This is a genomic window from Providencia sp. 2.29, from assembly GCF_015832305.1.
Taxonomy (GTDB): domain Bacteria; phylum Pseudomonadota; class Gammaproteobacteria; order Enterobacterales; family Enterobacteriaceae; genus Providencia; species Providencia stuartii.
This window is the reverse complement of the sequence record NZ_CP065420.1, coordinates 610520-636838: the sequence shown is the minus strand read 5'-3', so window position 1 is coordinate 636838 and position 26319 is coordinate 610520. Positions and strand designations below refer to the sequence as shown.

17 protein-coding genes, 1 tRNA gene and 3 rRNA genes are annotated in these 26319 nt (G+C 42.9%); 6 read left to right on the top strand and 15 right to left on the bottom strand.

Annotated elements, in window-relative coordinates; genetic code table 11:
- Positions 1-31: 31 nt before the first annotated feature.
- Positions 32-1429 (bottom strand): NarK family nitrate/nitrite MFS transporter, encoded by a 1398-nt coding sequence (locus tag I3B46_RS02720; protein ID WP_040132752.1) that lies wholly within the window; start codon positions 1427-1429, stop codon positions 32-34.
- Positions 1430-1765: 336 nt separating this feature from the next.
- Between I3B46_RS02720 and narX the strand changes: the two genes are divergently transcribed.
- The 3 genes from narX to idi all read left to right on the top strand — a co-directional run bounded on the left by narX (position 1766) and on the right by idi (position 4930).
- Positions 1766-3520, top strand: coding sequence for a nitrate/nitrite two-component system sensor histidine kinase NarX (gene narX, locus I3B46_RS02715; protein ID WP_014656852.1), 1755 nt, complete (start codon positions 1766-1768; stop codon positions 3518-3520).
- A gap of 40 nt (positions 3521-3560) precedes the next feature.
- The gene (gene narL / locus I3B46_RS02710; RefSeq protein ID WP_014656853.1) at positions 3561-4199 is read left to right on the top strand and encodes a two-component system response regulator NarL; all 639 of its coding nucleotides are present in this window, start codon (positions 3561-3563) and stop codon (positions 4197-4199) included.
- Between the two features lie 215 nt (positions 4200-4414).
- Positions 4415-4930, top strand: coding sequence for an isopentenyl-diphosphate Delta-isomerase (gene idi / locus I3B46_RS02705; protein WP_004923075.1), 516 nt, complete (start codon positions 4415-4417; stop codon positions 4928-4930).
- Between the two features lie 2340 nt (positions 4931-7270).
- Here idi and rrf read toward each other — a convergent pair.
- The 8 genes from rrf to pepQ form a co-directional block, all read right to left on the bottom strand.
- Positions 7271-7386, bottom strand: a 5S ribosomal RNA gene (rrf, locus tag I3B46_RS02700).
- A 129-nt stretch (positions 7387-7515) separates the two neighbouring features.
- Positions 7516-10424: ribosomal RNA gene (locus I3B46_RS02695) — 23S ribosomal RNA — on the bottom strand.
- A gap of 346 nt (positions 10425-10770) precedes the next feature.
- A tRNA-Glu gene (locus I3B46_RS02690) sits at positions 10771-10846 on the bottom strand.
- 135 nt (positions 10847-10981) lie between these two features.
- A 16S ribosomal RNA gene (locus tag I3B46_RS02685) occupies positions 10982-12521 on the bottom strand.
- The 16S, 23S and 5S rRNA genes sit together here with 1 tRNA gene alongside, the layout of an rRNA operon.
- Positions 12522-12965: 444 nt before the next feature.
- Entirely contained in the window at positions 12966-13490 is a 525-nt protein-coding gene (gene hemG, locus I3B46_RS02680; protein WP_004924740.1) for a menaquinone-dependent protoporphyrinogen IX dehydrogenase, read from the bottom strand.
- Positions 13491-13506: 16 nt separating this feature from the next.
- A complete protein-coding gene (trkH, locus tag I3B46_RS02675) occupies positions 13507-14958 on the bottom strand; it encodes a Trk system potassium transporter TrkH (RefSeq protein ID WP_004924738.1) in 1452 nt (483 codons plus the stop codon).
- A 27-nt stretch (positions 14959-14985) separates the two neighbouring features.
- Positions 14986-15600: an IMPACT family protein gene (locus tag I3B46_RS02670; protein ID WP_004924737.1), complete on the bottom strand. Its 615-nt coding sequence runs from the start codon at positions 15598-15600 to the stop codon at positions 14986-14988.
- Entirely contained in the window at positions 15600-16934 is a 1335-nt protein-coding gene (pepQ, locus tag I3B46_RS02665; protein WP_014656855.1) for a Xaa-Pro dipeptidase, read from the bottom strand. The genes I3B46_RS02670 and pepQ overlap by 1 nt, the downstream gene beginning before the upstream one ends.
- A 257-nt stretch (positions 16935-17191) precedes the next feature.
- Here pepQ and fadB point away from each other — a divergent pair, with 257 nt between their 5' ends.
- Entirely contained in the window at positions 17192-19384 is a 2193-nt protein-coding gene (gene fadB / locus I3B46_RS02660; protein ID WP_004924732.1) for a fatty acid oxidation complex subunit alpha FadB, read from the top strand.
- A 4-nt stretch (positions 19385-19388) separates the two neighbouring features.
- Positions 19389-20555 (top strand): acetyl-CoA C-acyltransferase FadA, encoded by a 1167-nt coding sequence (fadA, locus tag I3B46_RS02655; protein ID WP_014656857.1) that lies wholly within the window; start codon positions 19389-19391, stop codon positions 20553-20555.
- Positions 20556-20893: 338 nt separating this feature from the next.
- On the opposite strand, the gene fre is transcribed toward fadA, so the two are convergent.
- The 3 genes from fre to pepE form a co-directional block, all read right to left on the bottom strand.
- Positions 20894-21595 carry an NAD(P)H-flavin reductase gene (fre, locus tag I3B46_RS02650; RefSeq protein ID WP_014656858.1) on the bottom strand — a complete coding sequence of 234 codons (702 nt, stop codon included), beginning with the start codon at positions 21593-21595 and terminating at the stop codon, positions 20894-20896.
- Positions 21596-21605: 10 nt separating this feature from the next.
- Entirely contained in the window at positions 21606-23078 is a 1473-nt protein-coding gene (gene ubiD / locus I3B46_RS02645; protein ID WP_163761906.1) for a 4-hydroxy-3-polyprenylbenzoate decarboxylase, read from the bottom strand.
- A gap of 114 nt (positions 23079-23192) precedes the next feature.
- Positions 23193-23918, bottom strand: coding sequence for a dipeptidase PepE (gene pepE, locus I3B46_RS02640; protein WP_004924726.1), 726 nt, complete (start codon positions 23916-23918; stop codon positions 23193-23195).
- A 168-nt stretch (positions 23919-24086) separates the two neighbouring features.
- Between pepE and rfaH the strand changes: the two genes are divergently transcribed.
- Entirely contained in the window at positions 24087-24578 is a 492-nt protein-coding gene (gene rfaH / locus I3B46_RS02635; protein ID WP_004924724.1) for a transcription/translation regulatory transformer protein RfaH, read from the top strand.
- Positions 24579-24670: 92 nt separating this feature from the next.
- Here rfaH and tatC read toward each other — a convergent pair whose 3' ends face one another.
- From tatC to tatA, 3 genes are read right to left on the bottom strand one after another with little or no spacing between them, the layout of a single operon-like run.
- Complete coding sequence (gene tatC, locus I3B46_RS02630) at positions 24671-25444, bottom strand: Sec-independent protein translocase subunit TatC (RefSeq protein WP_004924722.1); 774 nt, start codon at positions 25442-25444, stop codon at positions 24671-24673.
- A gap of 3 nt (positions 25445-25447) precedes the next feature.
- Positions 25448-25996, bottom strand: a complete 549-nt coding sequence (gene tatB / locus I3B46_RS02625) for a Sec-independent protein translocase protein TatB (RefSeq protein WP_014656861.1) — start codon at positions 25994-25996, stop codon at positions 25448-25450.
- Positions 25997-25999: 3 nt separating this feature from the next.
- The gene (tatA, locus tag I3B46_RS02620) at positions 26000-26293 is read right to left on the bottom strand and encodes a twin-arginine translocase TatA/TatE family subunit (RefSeq protein WP_004924718.1); all 294 of its coding nucleotides are present in this window, start codon (positions 26291-26293) and stop codon (positions 26000-26002) included.
- Positions 26294-26319 lie beyond the last annotated feature (26 nt).

Sequence of the window (26319 nt, the reverse complement as noted above, 5' to 3'; positions counted from 1 at the left end):
ACATTGCTTAAATCGTATTTATTGGTTGTTATTATTTGTGCTTACGCCCATAAACTAACCATGTGATAAACACACAAGAGACATAGAACACGAAGAAAACTTTCATCGCACCAGCGGGTGAACCTGTCAGTGTTAAAGAGGTTCCAAATGCTTTTGGAATAAAGAACCCACCGATTGCCCCAATAGCGGAAATAAAACCTAATGCTGCCGCGCTCTCTGTCACCGCTTGCTTTTGTGCATCTTGTTCTGAAGCCCCAAGAGACAAGGCGCGATCAATAGTTAGCTTGCGAAAAACAACTGCGATCATTTGGAATGTTGAGCCACTACCTAATCCCGCCGTTAAAAACAGCACCATAAATACCGCGTAAAACGCGATAAAGGAGCCGCCCTGACCTTGAGTTGGTAGTGTGAAGAACAGCAATCCAGAGAAAATAGCCATCACAATAAAGTTAATCATCGTCACTTTTACGCCGCCAAAGCGATCAGACAGCATACCTCCGGCAGGGCGGGCAAGTGCGCCGAGTAATGGCCCAAAAAAGGCGAACTTTAAGATGATGACGTCAGGAAATTGCGTCTTAGACAGCATCGCAAACCCTGCAGAAAAGCCAATGAAAGACCCAAAGGTCGCAAGATAAAGAAAACTTAAGATCCAAAGATGGGCTCTTTTGAGTACAGGAAGTTGTGCCGTTAACGATGCTCTGTTAGCTGCCAAATCATTCATGCCAAACCAAGCCATCACGGTGAAAAATAATAAGAAAGGTACCCAAATCCATGCAGCATTTTCTAGCCATAACACAGAGCCATCAGCCTGTGGTGTGCCTGCTCCCCCCATAAAAGAGAATACGCCAACACCAACAATAAATGGCGCAACTAACTGCATTACGCTCACCCCTAAATTACCAAGGCCACCATTTAGCCCAAGCGCTCCTCCTTGACGTGATTTAGGGAAGAAGAAACTGATATTTGCCATACTGGACGCAAAATTGGCCCCAGCGAAACCACATAGCAACGAAATAATGACAAAAACACTATAAGGTGTTGTTGGATTTTGAACAGCAAACCCTAACCAAATACAGGGAATAACAAGAAAAACAGTACTAATTGCAGTCCAACGACGGCCACCAAAAATAGGAATAACAAATGAATACGGTACTCGTAAAAGTGCACCCGAAACTGAGGGTAGCGCTGTTAATAAAAATAGTTGGTCAGTTGTGAAATTAAATCCTACTTTATTTAAATTAACGGCAACTGCACTAAATAACATCCAGACACAGAATGCGAGTAACAAACATGGTACAGAGATCCACAAATTGCGATTTGCAATGCGCTGCCCTGTTGTTTGCCAAAACTGAGTATCTTCAGGGCGCCAATCCTGAATAATCGCTCCAGATTGTTTTGTCCGTGTATTTAAACTTTCTCGTTGAGACATAACTCACCCCAATAAATAGCATTTATGAGGTCAGTTTGTGTTCATTTAGGAACAGCTAGACTGATCTAAATCAAGAAATATTCAAGTTAGGTTTTGCACACTATATAAACAACCTACTAGAGGGGTACAAGGGGTATATTTAGCTAACCCTATAAATATTCAAAATAAAAATAGATTTATTTAAATTACTTTTATCCTGATATTTACGCTATCCTATAGATAAGAAATTTAGGGTTAACCCTGAAGTAGTATATTTAAATTTAAGCAATCTCTGAACAATATAACCATCATAAAAAAGAAAAAGTAGATTGCGAGGTCATTTTGAAGGAAATGAATATGCCGGTATTTCACCGTCGATTTTCAATTATTAATCAAGTTATCGGATTGATGTTGCTTATAGCCATCCTTGGTATTATCGGAATGACGATTTCAAATCGTATGATAATCAGTGTGCAAGGTAACGCTCATGCAATTAATAAATCCGGTTCACTTCGAATGCAAAGCTACCGGCTGCTTTCTTTAATTCCTTTAAATGACCATACCAAAGAGTACCTTGATATACTAGAAAATGATTTATCCAGCCTAGAATTAACTCAAGTTGTTAAAGCTGAAGATCTCACTGAAAAATTCTCCGAATTACACACATTTTGGTTAAAAACCTTACGCCCTGCACTCTCTGAGGCCAATTCTGCCAGCGATGCGCGGTATGAAGTGATCTCTTTTGTCAATATGTTGGATGAACTCGTTCATGATATTGACGAAAAAACAGAACGAAAAATCGCATATGTCGCCATGACACAAATGATCTTTATTGGCTTAGTCTTTTTGTTATTAATGGTCACGATTTGGCACCTTAGACGTAAAATTTATTATCCATGGATGAAACTCCTCTCTATGGCTCATGCGATTGGGCAAAAAGATTTTAGCCAACGATACCCTAATAATAACAAACAAGATGAGTTAAATACTTTAGGGCTAACCTTGAATCAAATGTCTGATGAGTTAGCACAAAGTTATCATCAGCTCGAATCGAGAGTAGCGGAAAAAACGGCCGATCTTCGCAACAAGAACCGTGTACTTTCTTATCTTTATCAATCAAATCAGATACTACATTCAACTGAGCCGCTCGATTTACGATTACAAAAAGTCCTTGGCGAACTCAAAAATATCACAAGTTTAAAAAACTTGAGTTTAAAGCTCTACGAAGATAGCAATGAAAAATACTTTCATGAAATTTGTTGTACTTCAAATGATCCGCTATCCGAAGATCCGTCATTTATTCCCAAAGATATTGTTCATCATCCCAAAACATTATTATGGGAGCTATCCGATAATATGCACCGTTATGGTGTCATTTCTGCGGAAATTGAGAATAATGAAGATATTTCTGAGGAACAAAATAACTTGGTTCTTATGCTAGTAAAACAAATTTCAGGCATGCTAGCGATGGAACATCAAATAGAGCAACAGCAACAATTACTCATTATGGATGAACGCTCTGCTATCGCAAGAGAGCTACACGATTCGATCGCCCAATCGCTGTCTTGTCTAAAAATGCAAATTAGCTATTTACAAATGCAACCTGAATCTTTGCCAGATAAACACCAACAATTGCTCAGTGAAATGCGAGGTGAAATTAACACTGCCTATAGTCAGCTTAGAGAGTTACTCACCACGTTTCGATTAAAGTTAATGGAGCCTGGACTACTTCCGTCATTGGAAAGCACAATTAACGAATTTAGTCAGAAGATGGGATTTAAGATTTTATTGAATTACCATATTCCAGCGAAAAGCATTTCACCCCATCAATCGATTCATATCATACAGATAATCCGAGAAGCGCTGAGCAATATTCTGAAGCATGCTCACGCCAATTGGGCACAAGTTACTCTTCAACAAGATTCCGGTGTTGTCACAATTACAATCGAAGATAATGGCGAAGGTATTGCCCCTACACCAAGCAAACAAAACCACTATGGTTTAATTATTATGAGAGAGCGAGCGCTTAGCCTTAATGGTGAGTGTGAAATCATTCCAAGAGCGCAAGGTGGAACAAAAGTGCAAGTCACCTTTTCTTTACCTGTTACTTAATCATTTTGGAGCAAAGCAATTCATGGGAAACACAAATATAATGAGCGAAAAATCCACGATTTTATTGATTGATGATCATCCGATGCTAAGAAATGGCGTCAAACAATTAATCAGTCTTGAGCCATCATTACTCGTGATAGGTGAAGCCGGTGATGGCGCTACAGGTATAAAAATTGCTGAAGAACAAGATCCAGACCTTATCCTTCTTGATCTCAATATGCCAGGTATGAATGGTTTTGAAACCCTAGATGAGCTTAGAAAACGGGAATTATCTGGCAGGATCATTCTTTTCACCGTTTCTAATTACGGTGAAGACCTTGTTAGCGCCCTCAAACGCGGAGCGGATGGTTATCTATTGAAAGATATGGAGCCAGAAGAGCTGATTGTCGCTCTTAAAGAAGCCGCCAGTGGCAAAATGGTGGTTAGCCCAGCGTTGACTTCCGTGTTGGCAGAATCACTGAGAGACAATCGCCCACAAACCGAAAATAATCTTCTATCTTTAACGCCTAGAGAAACCAATATCTTAGAGCTTATTGCACAAGGGCTATCAAATAAAATGATTGCTCGCAAACTCGATATCGCAGAAAGTACAGTCAAAGTTCATGTGAAGCACCTCTTGAAAAAATTGAATCTAAAATCTCGTGTCGAGGCCGCTGTATGGGTGCTACAACAAAAATAGTCGCTATTTAATGTGCATAACAACGTACCTACGTTCCCCATAATTGCTAAGCAAACCAATTGAGTCTAAAAAATCCCCCTAGTCACATAGCTAATATGTGATTAGGGTCGTTATAAATAGCGTTTATCAATGAAAAAGCTCAAATCTACAAGTAACACGAATTGAACTATAATATGATAAACTAATGAAATAATTAATACGGAAGATTAAATCAAATGGAAGAAAAGATCATTCTTGTTGATAGACAAGATAATCCTATAGGCACTATGCCTAAACTATTAGCCCATCAACAGGGAAGATTACACCGCGCATTCTCGGTTTTTATTTTTAATACCAAGGGAGAATTACTTATTCAACAGCGTGCTGCTCATAAATACCACTCTGCGGGTCAATGGGCAAATAGCTGCTGTAGCCATCCTCGCCCTAACGAAGACACATTAGCGGCGGCTAAACGTCGATTAATGGAAGAGCTTGGTTTTACTACCGAAATTTCATTAGTTGGCCACTTTGTTTATCATGCAGAAGTCAATGGCGGCTTAATTGAACATGAATATGACCACCTTTTTATTGGTTATTATGATGGCGCCGTAACCCCTAATCGTGATGAAGTTTCTGCCATTCGCTGGGTATTACCTTCAGACTTACAAACAGAAATCAAAAATACCCCTGACCAATTTACGCCTTGGTTTAAATTAATTATTAATAAATATCCATTACTGCAATTTAAGTAATTTATATTTAATTATATATAAATTTTATTTCTAATGAGTAATAAATTTATCTGTTATCAATCCCCCTCAGTTTATTTTTTATTAGCATTAATAAATTCTATAATAAAGAACTGAGGCTGATAACGTTTATTTAATTGGCTTACTGATTTTAATCTTAGCTCTATCTTTTAAAGGGCATAGAGTAATAAAAATGAATACAGATATAATATTTCCCTCATCATCTATCCGTACGTAACTGGGATTGATTGCCGCTAGCGTCAGGCTGAGTGGATATTGCATACCGCTGGGAATAGTCTAAGTGAGTAGTGATAAGGCATTTTTTAATATTCTCAGTACCTACAGAGCCGTCTAAGTAACAGGAGGGTTACTTTAATATCTTCAATAACCATAGAAACAGCCTAAGTAACAATAGGTTTGCTTTAATATCCTCAATAACCATAGAAACAGCCTAAGTAACAAGAAGTTACTTTAATACATCAATAACCACAGAAACAGCCTAAGTAACAATGGGTTACTTTAATACCATCAATAACCACAGAAACAGCCTAAGTAACAAGGGAGTGCTTTAATATCCTCAATAACCATAGAAACAGCCTAAGTAACAAGAAGTTACTTTAATACATCAATAACCACAGAAACAGCTTAAGTAACAATGGGTTACTTTAACATCCTCAATAACCATAGAAACAGCTTAAGTAACAACGGGTTACTTTAACATCCTCAATAACACAAAAATAATCTAAATTATAAGATATGTATTACAGATCTTAGATACATTCAAAAGAATAAAAGCAGAACGTTACTCAAGCGCCTCGCTCATTAGTATAATTAAAGCTTAGTAATAAGGTTGATACTCTCAATACCGGACCACACAAACCTGTGAGCTGTTACTCACTACTTTATATCCACTCAAACTATTCACCTCATCAATATCCATCAAAAAAACAGTGAGTGATACTTTTTCATTAACACCATCTAATCCATTGAAATAGCTAATAATTAATAATAAATTTGACACTCTCAATACTGGAACACACAAACCTGTGAGCTGTTACTCACTACTTTATATCCACTCAATCTATTCACCTTATCAATACCCAGCAAAGAGATTAGTGAGTTATAAATCCCTTGCTAATAATTCATTAACTCATTGAAATAAATAGTTTAGCAACTAACTTGATATCCTGATTAATACCGGAACACACAAACCTGTGAGCTGTTACTTACTACTTTATATTTACCAAACCCATTCACCTTATCAATACCCAGCAAAGAGAGTAGTGAGTTATAAATCCCTTGCTAATAATTCATTAACTCATTGAAATAAATAGTTTAGCAACTAACTTGATATCCTGATTAATACCAAAACACACAAATCTGTGAGCTGTTACTTACTACTTTATATTTGCCAAACCTATTCACCTTATCAATGTCCATCAAAAGAAGCGGTAAGTGATAAGTTTTTTACTCATCTGCCCTAATCCATTGGGATAGATAATAATTAACAACATATTTGATACCCTCAATACCTGAACACACAAACCTGTGAGCTGTTACTCACTACTTTATATCCACTAAACCTATTCGCCCTATCAATACCCAGCAAAAAACAGTGAATGATACCTTTTTTATTAACCCCCTCTAACACATTGAAATAGCTAATAATTAGTAATAAATTTGACACTCTCAATACTGGAACACACAAACCTGTGAGCTGTTACTCACTACTTTATATTTACTCAATCTATTCAATGACCAAATAATTTTGTTTAAAGCAGGGCATTATCACTGAAGCTTTAATTCCCCCCTTTAATTAACGCATCAATCATCCTATCAATAACGGTTCATGTAGTGTGCCAAACTCGGTATAGCTGTGCTGTAGAGGGAGAATAACAACCATAATTATGGTTATAGCTAATCAGGGGGAGATATGCGCTGAGATAAAAAGTGGTTAATAAAGTATGAAATGGGGTTTGGAGTTTGGGGTTTGGGGTTTGGGGTTTGGGGTTTGGGGTTTGGGGTTTGGGGTTTAATTTTATGATATCGATAATAACGACCATCAAAACAATGTATCAGCCACCATACCGTGTTTTATGGGATGCGGTGATTTAAATCGTGTGTGGCTACCTATTCTTGCTAGGCTAAACTTCCCCCCACTATACAAACAAAACTAAAAGTACAGGCGACTGAATTTGCCAAAATCAGTAAAACTGAAGGTGGGTCGTGGTGTTCGCAACGGCCTCTCACCGTGAGGCCACTACCACAAAAATAAGGGATTAAACTTTATCTCTCCCAAACGCAAAAAAGCCACCCATCGGGTGGCTTTCTCACTGATTTGATGTCTGGCAGTTCCCTACTCTCACATGGGGAGACCCCACACTACCATCGGCGCTACGGCGTTTCACTGCTGAGTTCGGCATGGGGTCAGGTGGGACCACCGCGCTATTGCCGCCAGACAAATTCGGTTTCGTTCTCGTTCGCGTCGACACCGCAAACCAGAACTGCAATCTTGAACAAGCTGATTTTTTCGCACCACTCTCTCGTGCGCTTCAACAATCGTCTCTCTAAAACACCTTCGGTGTTGTCAGGTTAAGCCTCACGGTTCATTAGTACTGGTTAGCTCAACGTATCGCTACGCTTACACACCCAGCCTATCAACGTCTTCGTCTTAAACGTTCCTTTAGGACCCTTAAAGAGTCAGGGAAGACTCATCTCAAGGCAAGTTTCCCGCTTAGATGCTTTCAGCGGTTATCTCTTCCGCACTTAGCTACCGGGCAGTGCCATTGGCATGACAACCCGAACACCAGCGGTGCGTCCACTCCGGTCCTCTCGTACTAGGAGCAGCCCCTTTCAATCTTCCAACGCCCACGGCAGATAGGGACCGAACTGTCTCACGACGTTCTAAACCCAGCTCGCGTACCACTTTAAATGGCGAACAGCCATACCCTTGGGACCTACTTCAGCCCCAGGATGTGATGAGCCGACATCGAGGTGCCAAACACCGCCGTCGATATGAACTCTTGGGCGGTATCAGCCTGTTATCCCCGGAGTACCTTTTATCCGTTGAGCGATGGCCCTTCCATTCAGAACCACCGGATCACTAAGACCTACTTTCGTACCTGCTCGAGCCGTCACTCTCGCAGTCAAGCTGGCTTATGCCTTTGCACTAACCGCATGATGTCCGACCATGCTTAGCCAACCTTCGTGCTCCTCCGTTACGCTTTGGGAGGAGACCGCCCCAGTCAAACTACCCACCAGACACTGTCCGCACCCCAGATTATGGGGCTACGTTAGAACATCAAACATTAAAGGGTGGTATTTCAAGGTTGGCTCCATGCAGACTGGCGTCCACACTTCAAAGCCTCCCACCTATCCTACACATCAAGGCTCAATGTTCAGTGTCAAGCTATAGTAAAGGTTCACGGGGTCTTTCCGTCTTGCCGCGGGTACACTGCATCTTCACAGCGAGTTCAATTTCACTGAGTCTCGGGTGGAGACAGCCTGGCCATCATTACGCCATTCGTGCAGGTCGGAACTTACCCGACAAGGAATTTCGCTACCTTAGGACCGTTATAGTTACGGCCGCCGTTTACTGGGGCTTCGATCAAGAGCTTCTCCTTACGGATAACCCCATCAATTAACCTTCCAGCACCGGGCAGGCGTCACACCGTATACGTCCACTTTCGTGTTTGCACAGTGCTGTGTTTTTAATAAACAGTTGCAGCCAGCTGGTATCTGCGACTGGCTTCAGCTCCATGGGTAAACCACTTCACCTAATGCCAGCGTGCCTTCTCCCGAAGTTACGGCACCATTTTGCCTAGTTCCTTCACCCGAGTTCTCTCAAGCGCCTGAGTATTCTCTACCTGACCACCTGTGTCGGTTTGGGGTACGATTAATGATAATCTAGAGCTTAGAGGCTTTTCCTGGAAGCGGGGCATGAGCTACTTCGCCACCGTAGTGACTCGTCATCAGACCTCAGTGTATAGCGAACCGGATTTGCCTAATTCACCCACCTACATCCTTAAACCGGGACAACCGTCGCCCGGCCAGCCTAGCCTTCTCCGTCCCCCCATCGCAATTATCACCAGTACAGGAATATTAACCTGTTTCCCATCGACTACGCATTTCTGCCTCGCCTTAGGGGTCGACTCACCCTGCCCCGATTAACGTTGGACAGGAACCCTTGGTCTTCCGGCGTGCGGGTTTTTCACCCGCATTATCGTTACTTATGTCAGCATTCGCACTTCTGATACCTCCAGCATGCCTCGCAGCACACCTTCACAGGCTTACAGAACGCTCCCCTACCCAACAACATTTACATGTCGCTGCCGCAGCTTCGGTGCATGGTTTAGCCCCGTTACATCTTCCGCGCAGGCCGACTCGACCAGTGAGCTATTACGCTTTCTTTAAATGATGGCTGCTTCTAAGCCAACATCCTGGCTGTCTGAGCCTTCCCACTTCGTTTCCCACTTAACCATGACTTTGGGACCTTAGCTGGCGGTCTGGGTTGTTTCCCTCTTCACGACGAACGTTAGCACCCGCCGTGTGTCTCCCGTGATAACATTCTTCGGTATTCGTAGTTTGCATCGGGTTGGTAAGTCGGGATGACCCCCTAGCCGAAACAGTGCTCTACCCCCGAAGATGAGTTCACGAGGCGCTACCTAAATAGCTTTCGGGGAGAACCAGCTATCTCCCGGTTTGATTGGCCTTTCACCCCCAGCCACAAGTCATCCGCTAATTTTTCAACATTAGTCGGTTCGGTCCTCCAGTTAGTGTTACCCAACCTTCAACCTGCCCATGGCTAGATCACCGGGTTTCGGGTCTATACCCTGCAACTCATTCGCCCAGTTAAGACTCGGTTTCCCTACGGCTCCCCTATTCGGTTAACCTTGCTACAGAATATAAGTCGCTGACCCATTATACAAAAGGTACGCAGTCACCCTGATAAATCAAGGCTCCCACTGCTTGTACGTACACGGTTTCAGGTTCTATTTCACTCCCCTCGCCGGGGTTCTTTTCGCCTTTCCCTCACGGTACTGGTTCACTATCGGTCAATCAGGAGTATTTAGCCTTGGAGGATGGTCCCCCCATATTCAGACAGGATAACACGTGTCCCGCCCTACTCGTCGAGTTCACAACACCAACACCTTCGGATACGGGGCTATCACCCTTTATTGCCGGCCTTTCCAGACCGTTCTCCTGATGCTGATGCTGATTAAGACTCTGGGCTGCTCCCCGTTCGCTCGCCGCTACTAGGGGAATCTCGGTTGATTTCTTTTCCTCGGGGTACTGAGATGTTTCAGTTCCCCCGGTTCGCCTCGTTTGACTATGGATTCATCAAACGATAGTGCAACGAATTGCACTGGGTTTCCCCATTCGGACATCGTCGGTTATAACGGTTCATATCACCTTACCGACGCTTTTCGCAGATTAGCACGTCCTTCATCGCCTCTGATTGCCTAGGCATCCACCGTGTACGCTTAGTCGCTTAACCTCACAACCCGAAATTGTTTCAACGATCACCTGACTGTCATGGCTGTGCGTGGTGAACTTCTGCGTTGGGCAGTGCTCGCAATGCTCACGTACTCCTGTACGCTGCGCTTGCTGCGCGCTGTCCGCCTTGAATTTCACCCTGCTCGCTCATGCCACTCGTTTGAATGACCGAAAATTTCAGGTTTGAAATTTTGAGAGACTCTCACATTGTTTAAGCGATAAACAATGTGCGTTGTTTCAATTTTCAGCTTGTTCCAGATTGTTAAAGAGCATAATTGTTAAGCTAACTCACTGAATTAGCTTAATCATTATTGAGGACATCGTCTTTCACTCGATATCGGCGCAATTGGCGTCCCCTAGGGGATTCGAACCCCTGTTACCGCCGTGAAAGGGCGGTGTCCTAGGCCTCTAGACGAAGGGGACATAAAATATTGCACAACACCGTTGTGGCCCATTTCATGTAAGCCCTATTCTTTTGAATAAGTCTCCCACGTATAGCCTATTGCTCTACTTTTCATCAGACAATCTGTGTGAACACTTCACAAAACACTTCAACGGTAAGGAGGTGATCCAACCGCAGGTTCCCCTACGGTTACCTTGTTACGACTTCACCCCAGTCATGGATCACAAAGTGGTAAGCGCCCTCCCGAAGGTTAAGCTACCTACTTCTTTTGCAACCCACTCCCATGGTGTGACGGGCGGTGTGTACAAGGCCCGGGAACGTATTCACCGTAGCATTCTGATCTACGATTACTAGCGATTCCGACTTCATGGAGTCGAGTTGCAGACTCCAATCCGGACTACGACGTACTTTATGAGTTCCGCTTGCTCTCGCGAGGTCGCTTCTCTTTGTATACGCCATTGTAGCACGTGTGTAGCCCTACTCGTAAGGGCCATGATGACTTGACGTCATCCCCACCTTCCTCCGGTTTATCACCGGCAGTCTCCTTTGAGTTCCCGACCGAATCGCTGGCAACAAAGGATAAGGGTTGCGCTCGTTGCGGGACTTAACCCAACATTTCACAACACGAGCTGACGACAGCCATGCAGCACCTGTCTCAGAGTTCCCGAAGGCACTTAAGCATCTCTGCTAAATTCTCTGGATGTCAAGAGTAGGTAAGGTTCTTCGCGTTGCATCGAATTAAACCACATGCTCCACCGCTTGTGCGGGCCCCCGTCAATTCATTTGAGTTTTAACCTTGCGGCCGTACTCCCCAGGCGGTCGATTTAACGCGTTAGCTCCGGAAGCCACTCCTCTAGGGAACAACCTCCAAATCGACATCGTTTACAGCGTGGACTACCAGGGTATCTAATCCTGTTTGCTCCCCACGCTTTCGCACCTGAGCGTCAGTCTTTGTCCAGGGGGCCGCCTTCGCCACCGGTATTCCTCCACATCTCTACGCATTTCACCGCTACACATGGAATTCTACCCCCCTCTACAAGACTCTAGCTAACCAGTCTTAGATGCCATTCCCAGGTTAAGCCCGGGGATTTCACATCTAACTTAATTAACCGCCTGCGTGCGCTTTACGCCCAGTAATTCCGATTAACGCTTGCACCCTCCGTATTACCGCGGCTGCTGGCACGGAGTTAGCCGGTGCTTCTTCTGTCGGTAACGTCAATCGTTGATGGTATTAACATCAACGCCTTCCTCCCGACTGAAAGTACTTTACAACCCTAGGGCCTTCTTCATACACGCGGCATGGCTGCATCAGGCTTGCGCCCATTGTGCAATATTCCCCACTGCTGCCTCCCGTAGGAGTCTGGGCCGTGTCTCAGTCCCAGTGTGGCTGATCATCCTCTCAGACCAGCTAGGGATCGTCGCCTAGGTAAGCCATTACCTTACCTACTAGCTAATCCCATATGGGTTCATCCGACAGCGCAAGGCCCGAAGGTCCCCTGCTTTGCTCCTAAGAGATTATGCGGTATTAGCCACCGTTTCCAGTAGTTATCCCCCTCTATCGGGCAGATCCCCATACATTACTCACCCGTCCGCCGCTCGTCAGCGAGAAGCAAGCTTCCCCTGTTACCGCTCGACTTGCATGTGTTAGGCCTGCCGCCAGCGTTCAATCTGAGCCATGATCAAACTCTTCAATTAAAAGCGTTTGATGCTCAAAGAATTAAACTGACTACATTCTTTCATATATGAATTAACGTGTTAGTCACTCTTCAAGACTTTAAAATCAAATATTTTTTTGATAGTGTCCTGTGAGTGCCCACACAGATTGTCTGATAAATTGTTAAAGAGCGTTGCGACTTTATCTTTCGATATTAACCAGTTAGGTCGTTGTCGCGAGGTGATGTATACTACGTTTTTTCGTGAGAAAGTCAAGCGATTATTTTCAACTTTTTCTTTCTTTTTTCACCTCTCGTTGCCACTGGTTTCTTTTCTAACCTGACCACCGAAGCGGTTTGTCGTGACAACGGATGCGCATTATAGGGAGTCAGAAAATTCTAGCAAGTGTTTTTTAAACTTTTTAACTCAACCGATGAAACATTAAACAAATCGTTTAAAAACACCACTTATCGTTAAAGATATGAGCTATAAACAGTCAAATTCCTGTGTAAACTTGCTCACTTTTTCCCAGTCCGTATATTCTATCTCTGTATTTGGGTCGGTTGGCCCATCTGTCATTTTCATAATAAGTCGAATCATCGTCTTATCGAACCAACCATAACGTGGATAGAACAATGCGCCAGCAAATACTGAGCTTAGTGTTGGTTGCCAAGGGCTTTTCTCCAGAAACTTGCGCGTATAGGCATTCGTTTCAGGAGTATCTTTGCCTTCTTTGCGCGCAGTTAAGTTCACACCAAAGAAAGCGGTTTTCATTGTATTTAATTGGCTTTGATGAATCGTTGCGAACCGCATCAGCGCTTTATTGAAGTGACCATAACGAATAGACGCTCCAACTAACACCTTTTCATACGATGTAATATTGATATTTTTTTCGCTATTTAAATCTCGAATATCACATTGGCGCCCTACACTTCGTAGTTGCTCCGCCATTTTCAAAACAATTTTTTTAGTTTGTCCATCTGTGCTCGAATGCAAAAGTAAGTAACTCATTCTTGATCCTATCTTATTAATCGCGCCAGAAGGTTGGCGTGAATAACACTAATAATGTAAAGACTTCAAGACGACCGAACAGCATAGTCACTACCAGTATCCATTTCCCTGCTGGGTTCATCGATGTAAAGTTATCAGCGACAGTGCCAAGGCCTGGCCCTAGGTTATTTAACGTTGTTGCGATAGCTGAAAAAGCAGAAAATTCATCGACACCCGTTGCAATTAATAGAAGTAAACTGACGATAAAAACGAGCGCATATGCTGAAAAGAAGCCCCATACCGCTTCGATGATCCTTTCAGGTAAAGCTCTTTGCCCTAACTTTATGGTGTAAACGGCATTTGGGTGAACAAGCCTTTTTAATTCCCGAGATCCTTGCAAAAACAATAGCAAGATACGGATAACTTTTAATCCGCCTCCTGTTGAACCAGCACAACCGCCAACAAATGCGGCACATAGAAGAAGCATCGGCAGGAACAAAGGCCATCCGGCAAAACTATCTGTTGTAAAACCTGCAGTTGTTGCCATTGAGACAACTTGGAAAAATGCCTGATCTAATGTTTGCCCAAAAGAGCCATACACTGAGTGATAAAGTAAAACCAGTGTACAGATAATGACGAGGGCTAACTGGAAGCTAATGAATGTTTTAAATTCAGGATCGCGCCAATAGATACCTAAGCTACGCCCAGTAAGCACGGCAAAGTGCAGACCAAAATTACAACCTGAGATAATTAAGAAAACCGCAATAATGGTATTTATCGCTGGGCTATTGAAATACCCCACACTCGCGTCATGCGTTGAAAAACCACCAATCGCTATTGTAGAAAAACTATGAGAGATGGCATCAAACACATCCATACCTGCTATCCACAGCGCAATCGCACATACAATCGTCAGCAATACATAGATGAGCCAAAGGGTTTTTGCCGTTTCTGCAATACGCGGTCGCATTTTATTATCTTTAAGCGGCCCAGGCATTTCAGCACGATAAAGCTGCATTCCCCCAACACCGAGTAATGGCAGGATCGCCACAGCAAGTACGATGATCCCCATCCCACCTAACCACTGTAGCATTTGCCTATAAAATAAGATGGCTTTCGGAAGCGTATCGAGCCCAGTTAACGTTGTCGCTCCTGTTGTGGTTAACCCAGAAAAGGATTCAAAAAAAGCATCGGTTATGGAAAGGTTTGGCTTTTCAGAAAAGATAAAAGGTAATGCCCCCACACTTCCTAACACGGTCCAAAACAAGACGACAATAAGAAACCCTTCTTTTGCTTTAAGCTCATGCTTGCTGTTGCGCGTTGGGATCCATAACAGTAATCCGAGCACTAAAGCCGTAACAAACGTTTGACTAAATGCTCGACCTGCTCCATCACGATAAATAAGCGCAACAATACCCGGCACAACCATGGTAAAAGAGAAGATAATAACGAGCAGCCCGACAATACGGGTTATTGCACGAAAATGCATTCGGCAGGTTCCTTGCTAACCAATTGACTATTCAGATTCAGGTATGAGTTCTAAAGCCCCGCGACTCATATCGCGTAATTTATCATTGACTTCTTGCTCTAAGGTAGCAGGAATTGCAATTCGTAGGGAAACAGATTCGTTATATTCACTGTGTAAAATCATCCCGTTGACCTGCGTAACTAGCTGCTCAACCGTATTAATAAATGCATAATCACAAACTAGCTGGAAAAATTTTTGCGGTACTTTTGTTTGTGTTGGTAATAACTTAAGTGCTTGCTGAGCACCATTACCATAAGCTTTAACTAAACCGCCTGTCCCTAGTTTGATACCACCAAAATAACGTACAACAACACAGGTGATCTCCCCAAGATTGCTGCCGAGCAATTGTGCCATTATTGGCTTTCCGGCCGTTCCTGTTGGCTCACCATCGTCGGAAAAACCTAACTGCTGAGAATCATCCGGGCGTCCTGCAACAAATGCCCAGCAATGGTGCCGAGCATCTGGGTATTGAGCTTTAATGGATTGAATATACTCCTTTGCGGCATCAATACCTTCTGTATGTGCAAGATAGGTAATAAAACGGCTTTTTTTAATTTCTTCTGTATAACAGATAGATTCAGCCGGTATTAAATAAGGTTTCATTACGGTAGTTGCAAATCTCGCGTCATATTTTCAATCCGATTATGATGAATGATGATGTTATCTTCAATACGAATACCCCCATAAGGTTTGAACTGCTCAATTTTTTCCCAATTAAAGTGTTGAGCAAATTCGCCTGAGCGCCAAGATGACAGTAACGATTCGATAAAATAAAGGCCGGGTTCAATAGTCAGCACCATTCTTGGTTCCAGTACGCGAGTGCAGCGAAGGAAAGGATACATTTTCGGTGCAGCAAGCAGTGTGCCATCTTCATCCTGCATAAAACCAGCAGCATCATGAACTTGTAAACCTAGAGGATGGCCTAACCCATGGGGTAGGAATGGCGTGGTTAGCCCTTGCTCCACCATAGTTTCTTCGCTAATTCCCTTAATGATTGAGTGTTTTTTCAATAGCTTAGCAATTCGATGGTGCATATCGACATGGTAATCGGTATAGCGTACACCTGCTTTGATGGTATCAATCAAGGCCAACTGTTCTTTATTCATATCGGCAACAAGAGCAGCAAACTCACTTTTGCCTTTTGCGGCATAAGTACGAGTTATATCAGCAGCATAGCCGTTATACTCAGCCCCTGCATCAATCAGAAAGCTTCTTATTTCATTCGGTGCTTGTTGCTGTAATTTAGTGTAATGCAATACGGCTGCATTTTCATTGAGTGCAACAATATTCCCATAAGGCACATCTGTATCGCGATGCCCTGTCGCTTGTAAGTAACTGATGTTGATATCAAACTCACTCATGCCTGCTTGGAAAGCCTCGAATGCCGATAAATGACCATTTACCGCCATTTTTTGCGCTTCACGCATGCAATACATTTCATAATCTGTTTTATAAGAACGATGGAAATGATAGAAATCAACGACAGGTTTTGGGTTAATATTTTGTAGGCGAATACCCAGTGATTCCGCTCTAGCTTTAGCTGAACCAATATAGGCAATATTTTCTTTAGGTATATTCGCTAAAAACTCACTAATATCATCTGCATTTTTTAAATGAATAAGCTCAACTTCTTTGGTCCAAAAGCTATTTGGTAATGGCTCAACGCTGTGCCAATAATCAACGGGAGAATAGAACCAAAGTTTAGGTTTATTCACACCATCCACTAATAACCAAGAATGTGGAACATCGGTGACAGGCACCCATGCTTTAAAGTGAGGATTCACTTTGAAAGGATAGTCGCTGTCATCAAGAAAAATACGTTGAGGTTCACCCGAATGAATCAGTATGGCGTCTAGCTTGCTGCGTTGTAAGACCTGCTGAGTTGTTGTTTGCAAAGTTTTAATATGGTCAGCGTAGAGTGCAGTCAGTTTTTCCATTTCATTCAACCTTTCAGTTTTATTAGAAAATCCAAGCTTAGCACGTTCTTGAATTGACTGGTATGCAATCTGAGGGGAAATCCACTTAATCAACTGATTATTAAATAGAATACTATTTTCCCTCTCCTATATTTCACTTATTTGCTGTGATCAACGTTCCAGTTTTGTTATCAATTATTTGCATTCCTTTAACATTCTAGTCACACTCAACTCTATCTGGTCGTACCAGATGATAAAATCATCATAAGGAGAACGGCATGCTTTATCAAAGTGAAACAATCTATGTTCAATGGTTGAAAACAGGTATTGCAGAACTCGTTTTTAACTCGCCTGGGCCAATAAATAAATTGGATACTCATACCGTTGCTTCACTTGATGAAGCAGTTGCTGTACTTGAACAGCAATCAGGCCTATTAGGCGTTATTCTAAGATCTGACAAGCCTGCATTTATTGTTGGGGCAGATATCAAAGAGTTTCTTTCACTTTTTGAAGCACCAGCAGAGACCCTAAGCGAGTGGTTAGGCTACGCAAATGGTATTTTTAATCGTATCGAAGACTTACCTGTTCCTACTCTTAGCGCCATTAATGGGTATGCGCTAGGTGGAGGCTGTGAATGTATTCTTTCTACTGACTTACGTATTGCGACTCCAGATGCGCGTATTGGGTTACCTGAAACGAAACTCGGTATTATGCCGGGCTTTGGCGGCTCTGTTCGTTTACCTCGATTAATCGGTTTAGATAGCGCCCTAGAAATTATTACCGCAGGCAAAGACATTAGTGCCGCAGAATCACTCAAATTCGGCTTGGTTGATGCCGTTGTTGAGACGGACAAACTTGTAGAATCAGCCCTTGCCCTCATTGAATCAGCAATCGCAGGAGCGATTAATTGGCAGCAAAGACGTCAACCTAAGTTACAACCATTACAACTTAGCCCTATTGAACAGAGCATGAGCTTTAATGTTGCAAAAGGTATGGTGTATAAGGTTGCAGGAAAACACTATCCCGCCCCTATGACGGCAGTCAATACCATTGAAAAAGCAGCCAACTGTGCTCGTACTGAAGCCCTAAAACATGAAACAGCAGCTTTTGTTCCACTTGCTCATAGCGATGTTGCTCGCTCATTAGTTAGTATTTTCTTAAATGATCAGCAAGTTAAATCAACAAGCAAACAGCTTTCTCGTCACGTTGAAGCGCCTCAACATGCCGCAGTACTAGGAGCAGGAATTATGGGAGGTGGAATAGCCTACCAGTCCGCAAGTAAAGGCGTTCCTGTGCTCATGAAGGATATTAATGAAAAATCTTTAGATTTAGGCATCGAAGAGGCTCATAAACTATTAAATGGTCAATTTGAGCGCGGGAAAATCAATGCCTCAAAAATGGCGAAAACACTCGCATCGATTCATCCTTCGCTTTCTTACGCGGGTATCGAAAATTCACAAGTGATCGTGGAAGCGGTCGTTGAAAACCCCAAAATTAAAGCCGCTGTGCTGACGGAAGTTGAAGCATTAGTTAGCCCAGAAACAATTTTAGCGTCTAATACGTCGACCATACCGATTACTGAGCTAGCGAAGTCGTTAAAACGTCCCGAAAATTTTTGTGGTATGCACTTCTTCAACCCTGTGCATCGCATGCCGCTTGTTGAGGTTATTCGTGGTCAAAAAACCTCAGAGGATACCATCGCCAAAGTCGTCGCTTACGCCAACAAAATGGGTAAAACCCCCATTGTCGTTAATGACTGCCCTGGTTTCTTCGTCAATAGGGTTCTTTTCCCTTACTTTGCAGGTTTTAACTTACTGCTACAAGATGGTGCAGATTTCAGAGAAATCGATAAAGTCATGGAAAAAGAATTTGGCTGGCCGATGGGACCTGCATATCTTCTTGATGTAGTTGGTATTGATACCGCATCCCATGCAGAGCATGTAATGGCATTAGGGTTCCCTGAGCGCATGAGTAAAACAGGCAAAAATGCTATTGATGTTATGTTTGAAGAAAAACGGTTTGGGCAAAAAAATGGTAAAGGCTTTTATCAATATGAAAAAGATAAAAAAGGAAAGCCAAAGAAAGTTGATGACCCCGCCACAGATGCATTACTCGCCTCAATCAGTCAAGGCAAGCGCTCATTTACAAAAGAAGAGATCATTGCACGTATGATGATCCCGATGATCAATGAGGTCGTTCGTTGTTTAGAAGAGGGCATCATTCAAAGCCCTGCCGATGCAGACATCGCTTTAGTTTACGGCCTTGGGTTCCCTCCTTTCCGAGGAGGCGTCTTCCGCTACTTAGATACCGTTGGCACACAATCTTATGCTAAGACAGCGGAGACCTATGCTCAGTTAAGCCCTCTGTATCAAATTCCTGCGGGTCTCAAAGAAAAATCTCAGGCCAATTCCAGTTATTATGCGAAGCCACCTGTAGTGGCAATTGATATTAAAAAAGTTGCGAGAGGCTAATAGTATGGAAAATGTCGTTATTATCGATGGAATACGTACACCAATGGGGCGTTCAAAGGGCGGTGTATTTCGCCATGTCCGAGCGGAAGACCTCTCAGCACACCTGATGAATGTGATTTTTGAACGCAACCCTAACGCAAGCAAAAAAGAACTCAATGATATTATTTGGGGCTGTGTGCAACAGACCCTTGAACAAGGGTTTAATATCGCTAAAAACGCTGCGTTACTGACTGATATCCCACATACAGTTCCTGCGGTCACAGTTAACCGTTTGTGTGGCTCTTCAATGCAAGCTCTGCATGATGCTAGCCGACTTATTATGACAGGCGATGCAAACTCAGTCTTAATTGGTGGTGTGGAGCACATGGGTCATGTTCCCATGACACATGGTATTGATTTCAACCCTAAATTAACGTTACGTGTCGCAAAAGCGGCTGGTGCAATGGGCCTAACCGCAGAAATGCTGGCTAAAATGTACAAAATTAGCCGTGAGGAGCAAGATGCGTTTGCCCTTAGATCGCACCAACGTGCTGCCCAAGCCACTAAAAATGGTCAATTTAAACATGAAATAGCGCCCGTAGCTGGGCATGACAGCCAAGGCAATCTCTTTGCCGTGGATTATGATGAAGTTATCCGTTTTGATGCAAGCCTCGAAAGCCTAGCATCATTGCGCCCCGCCTTTGACCCCGTAAGTGGTACCGTCACGGCAGGTAACTCTTCTGCCCTTTCAGATGGGGCGTCAGCAATGCTCATCACAGGCGAAAGCTACGCTAAAGAACGAGGGCTCAAGCCACGTGCCAAAGTTCGCTCAATGGCCGTTGTTGGCTGTGATCCTTCAATCATGGGCTTTGGGCCAGTTCCTGCTACAGAGCTAGCGCTAAAACGCGCGGGGTTATCATTAGCGGATATCGATATTATTGAATTAAATGAAGCATTTGCCGCTCAATCCATTGCCTGCTTAAAAGGGCTGAAACTGCCAGAAAGCCTTATTGATGAAAAAGTCAACCTTAATGGCGGTGCTATTGCATTGGGCCACCCTCTGGGTTGTTCTGGAGCAAGGATTACAACGGCATTGCTCAATCAGTTAGAGCTGAAGGATAAACAATTTGGCCTAGCAACAATGTGTATCGGATTTGGGCAAGGCATTGCCACGATCATTGAGCGTGTATAGTGTGTCTATACCCTAAGTCGTTCAAGCGCATGTTTGCCAAAAGGATAAGCTCAAAAACGGTATTATCTGAGCAATGCCAAACAGCTAAACCTGCGCCAATTGAAATATAAAGGGTATAGCCGCGAGTTGCCGTAGTGTTGTTGTATGTTGTCAACATTCCCGCCTAGTCAGGGGCGGGCTTTTTCTTTTTTGCCACTTGGTTTATCCATTTGGGCAAAGTTTAACTGACAAGTTACTGTCTAAAACAACAAATCAATGTCATCTCCAACGAGGAAAGTGGCACATATATGCTCAATCATGCCACAGGCCATCGATTCAAATATTCAGTAAATTATCATTTAAATAAACTCGTAGGCATCACCAAATAATTGTTCAGGCTTTGCATTACGCTCTGCACAAAAACGTTCTCTGGCGATTTTTGCCATTTCAAAACGCCCTGCTATGTAAATATCATAGGAGGACAAATCACCAAAATCTTCCAATACCCCACTTAAAACCGTTCCTGAGCGCCCTCTCCATTGTTCATCCGGTTGTTCAACGATAGGTATCACTTTTAGATTAGGATAACGTTCACTAAGCGCTTGCAGCTCTCCTAAGTCGTAAAGGTGCTCTAGCTGACGCCCCCCCCAGTAGAAGGTAATATCCCTAGAAGGGTTTTCCATGAGAGCCGCGAGTAGGATAGAATGCGTGTAAGAAAACCCCGTGCCCCCTGCAACTAAGATCATTGGGTTTTGGCTATTTTCTCTAAACCATGCCTTGCCATGTGGGATATCAATATCGATACGGCGTTGATCTAAAATTCGATCCATCACCGCCATGGCATAAAGATTGATTTCTGAAGCGCCAATATGTAATTCAATTGTTTCGTTATTAGCAGGTGTAGATGCCATTGAGAATGGGCGCTTATCACGCTCATCCATGATCACCATAAGGTACTGACCTGCTTTAAAATGAAAAGGACCATCCGGCAACAAAATAACCCGATATACTGTGTCAGTTATGGACTCAACAGATGTGACTTTACAGCTCAAAGTTGCCATGGCTCCCCTCTTATTTTTCAAAAATATTCAATTGATCCCAAATATCATCAATTCGCGACTTCACTTGTTCATCCATAACAATTGGCCTACCCCATTCCCTGTTTGTCTCACCGGGCCATTTATTTGTTGCATCTAGCCCCATTTTTGACCCTAGACCAGAGACTGGTGATGCAAAATCAAGATAATCGATAGGTGTATTTTCCATCATAACAGTATCGCGAGCAGGATCCATACGAGTGGTTATCGCCCAGATCACATCTTTCCAGTCACGCGCATTGATATCATCGTCACACACAATAACAAATTTTGTGTACATAAATTGACGGAGGTAAGACCAAACACCCATCATGACGCGTTTTGCATGGCCTGCGTATTGTTTTTTCATCGTAACAACAGCAAGACGATATGAGCACCCTTCTGGAGGAAGGTAAAAATCGACGATTTCTGGAAACTGCTTTTGTAAAATAGGTACTAGGACTTCATTTAGGGCTTCACCCAGTACGGCAGGCTCATCGGGTGGCCGGCCTGTATAGGTAGAATGGTAAATCGCATCACGGCGTTGAGTAACATGGGTTACCGTAAAGACAGGGAAACTATCTATCTCATTATAATAACCAGTATGATCACCATAAGGCCCTTCCGGCGCGAGCTCACCAGGTTCAATGTAGCCTTCTAAGATAATCTCAGCGCCCGCAGGTACTTCAAGATCATTCGAGATACATTTAACGACTTCCGTTTTATTACCACGTAATAAACCGGCGAACGCATATTCAGACAGCGTATCAGGAACTGGAGTCACCGCACCTAGGATAGTTGCAGGATCCGCACCAAGCGCTACTGCGACAGGGAATTTTTCCCCCGGATGCTGTTGGGACCACTCTTGAAAATCCAGCGCACCACCGCGGTGAGAGAGCCAACGCATGATCACTTTATTTTTCCCCAACACCTGTTGGCGGTAAATACCCAAGTTTTGACGCTCTTTATTAGGGCCTCTTGTTACCGTTAATCCCCATGTAATCAGCGGCGCAGCATCTTCAGGCCAGCAGTGCATAACAGGGATTTTGGTTAAATCGACGTCATCCCCCGCCCAAATTTGCTCTTGGCAAGGGGCTGAGCTTAGCCGTTTTGCTGGCATGTTGAGTACCTGTTTGAACTTAGGTAATTTATCAAACAGGTCACGAAAACCTTTCGGTGGATCCGGCTCTTTTAGAAAAGCAAGCAGCTTACCAACATCGTGTAGTGCCTTGATATCTTCCTGCCCCATTCCCATCGCAACACGTTTGGTTGTGCCAAATAGGTTGCACAAAACGGGCATATCATAGCCTTTAGGGTTTTCAAATAATAAGGCAGGGCCCCCTGCTCTAAGCGTGCGATCAGCTATTTCCGTCATTTCGAGGTAAGGGTCGACTTCCATCGTAATACGTTTTAGTTCGCCTTGCTTTTCAAGCTGGGCAATGAAGTCTCTTAGGTCACGGTATTTCATTGTCATCTTTTACTATTACAGAGGGAGTCTCATTATAAGACGTCCGGCCAAGGTTACAAGTTACCCACAAAAACTATTCATAATCAATATGGTTATAGTCAAAAACATCTTATTTTACTGGCAATCGAATGGAACCAATGCTTTTAATGATAAAGTATCAAACTGTTCAGGGAATGATTGGTTGTGCTGAAAGAGTTTAAAACCTTCATTTTTACCACTGAAATAAGTCAATGTGTTGCCTTTAATCTGTAATCCACTACCTTCTCTCAGTGCAACCACGACTTCATGAGGGTTGATGACACAAAACTCTTGTAATCGCTCATCTCGCGTTTCCCCCATATGACCTGAGATATGAGAATCGATATAGTGGGGATTTATCTGTACGGGAAACAACCCCAAAGACGGCATAATCACCGCATTACTCACAGGCATATCATTGGTCGTACGAATACTTGGTGTAGCCACATTACAACCCGCACTCCAACCAATATAGGGAACATCACGCTCTTTAACCGCGCGCTGGATCGCAACAATCAACCCATTTTCATGCAGGCATTTATTTAACCACCATGTATTGCCCCCACTTACAAGGATACATTCTGCTTGTTCAATCGCTTCGACAGGGCTGGAAAAATGTTCAATTGACGTAACTTTAATACCTAAAGCTTCGCTTAATTGCTCTGCTCGCTCATCATGAGGATCCCGTAATATCGCATAAGGCACCAATACCGCTGATGTAATGTTCCTACGCGCGATCATTTCATGGATACGAGGTAAGGCATAACTTAGCCATACTGGATTGTTTGGAAGCTTACCGTTACTCAATAAAAAAATTTCCATGCTGTCTCCTAGATAACCTGTTATTACATTATCACTAACTATAATTTATTGATTTTTAGTTAGTATATATTTCTGATTCTAAATGCTATTCTTACTTTGTCGATTAGTCACATTTTTATACTTTAATTTGTTATGATGAGCATAATTTTGTTGTATTGGGTTTAAGAAATGGAAAAATGGCATCTGCTATATTGTAAACGTGGCCAAATTGATAGGGCCATAGAGCACCTAAATAGGCAAAATGTGATCTGCATGACTCCCATGACAGAAATAGAAAAAGTGGTTAGAGGAAAGCGAACAAAAGTACAAGAGCCGCTATTCCCTAATTATCTGTTCGTGAAGTTCGATCATAACGAAATCCATACCACTACAATACAATCCACTCGCGGTGTCAGCCATTTTGTCCGTTTTGGCCTACACCCCGCCATTGTACCAGACGAAATTATCGAACTTTTGCAACAAGCGCCCCTTGGGCATCTCGTCGATCCCGAAACACCAACTCATGGTGATAATGTCTTGATTACCGAAGGCATTTTTGCAGGTATTCAGGCAATTTATGATGAGCCTAATGGTGAATCACGCTCAATCTTATTACTGAATATTTTAAATAAAAATGTGTCTAAAGTACTCGATAATACTCAGTTTAAAAAGCTATCTTAACCCACATAAAAAAACTGCACCTTAATTGGGTTGGCTACCAACCTGTTGAGTGCAGTTATAAATCGAGTTTTTATAGACTGAATAACGATAAATTAAGACTCTTCTTTCTCTTCATCGTCTTCTTCATTATTTTCCCGATCTCGCCGACCTTTACCCACATAAAAGTTAGATAAAAGCACACCGAGCTCAAACAACAGATACATTGGCACGGCAAGTAACGTTTGAGAAAGTACATCTGGTGGCGTTAAAAACATCCCCACAATAAATGCACCGACTAAAATATAAGGCCGTTTGCGTTTTAGTGATTCAGGGGTTGTGACGCCGGTCCAACACAACAGAATAATAGCAATCGGTACTTCAAAGGCCGCACCAAATGCCATAAATAACGTCATTACAAAACTGAGATATTTACTAATATCAGGAATGAAATTGACGCTATCCGGTGTTGTTTTGACAAAGAAACCAAAGGCTAATGGGAAGACAACAAAGTAAGCAAAAGCCATCCCTAAATAGAAAAGGAAGCTACTAGAGACCAATAAAGGCAGCATCAGCCGACGTTCGTGCTTATATAACGCTGGCGCAATAAAGGCCCAAATTTGGTATAGGATCACCGGTATCGAAATAAATACCGATACCATCATGGTCAGTTTAATTGGAGTGAAAAAGGTTGATGCCACATCTGTCGCACTCATTTGAGAACCAACAGGAAGCTTATCAATCAAAGGTGCGGCGACTAGCCGATATATATCATTTGAAAAGTAAGCTAAGGCAGCGAACACAATCAAAACCGTAATCAAACAGTTTAACAGCCGCTTCCTGAGTTCAATGAGGTGGCTAATAAGTGGTTGTGTATCATTTACAGCCATGTTCTATTTTTCGCTTTCTGTCTGATTAGGATTTTTTTTCTCTGTAACGCCATTTTGCTGGTCGCTGTCATTGTTTAGCGATGGCTTTGTCGGCTCATCGACGACAGCTGCCATTTTTGCTGCATATTCAGGATCAGGATCCGATTCAGACTCTGGTGGTTGCGAAGCTTTATTTTGAGCATCTTTAACTGCATTGTCGTAGTTATCAGTTAACTCTTTTGCTTTTTGTAGCTCACTTGCAACGCTCTCTGTTGTCGAGTGATATCCTGTTTTTAATGATTGTGCAGCTTGGCGAAGCTCATCCATAGATTGTTTCAGTTCAGGGGAAAGCGTTTCCATACCCGCTTTTTCCTGAACTTTTTTCAACGTGTCTTGTAACTCTTGCAATTTGAGTTCTTGTGACAATTCATTTTGCACATTGGAGGCTAATGAACGCATCGCACGGATCCAACCAGCAACAGTTCTCACTGCTACTGGTAGGCGCTCAGGGCCTAAGACGACAAGACCAATAACTGCAACAAGCAGCAGTTCACTGAAACCTATGTCAAACACGGTTTAACCCTGCTCTTTATTTTTGCTCTCAACTGGGCTGTCTTTCTTGTCAGCAGCCTGTTGCTGTTCTGTAATATTTTTAGGTGCAAAGTCAGCATCTTGTTTTTCTTGCTCTTCTTTTGCAGCCTTAGCAGCTTCATCATCGTTCATCGCTTTTTTAAAGCCTTTCAATGATTCACCTAAATCCGACCCCAGAGAACGTAATTTTTTGGTGCCGAAAATTAAAATAATAAGTAGAGCAATAATAATAAGTTGCCAAGGGCTACCAAAAGCGGCCGTTGCAATAGTTGATTCCATTGTTTATACCTCTGTAAAAGTGGGAT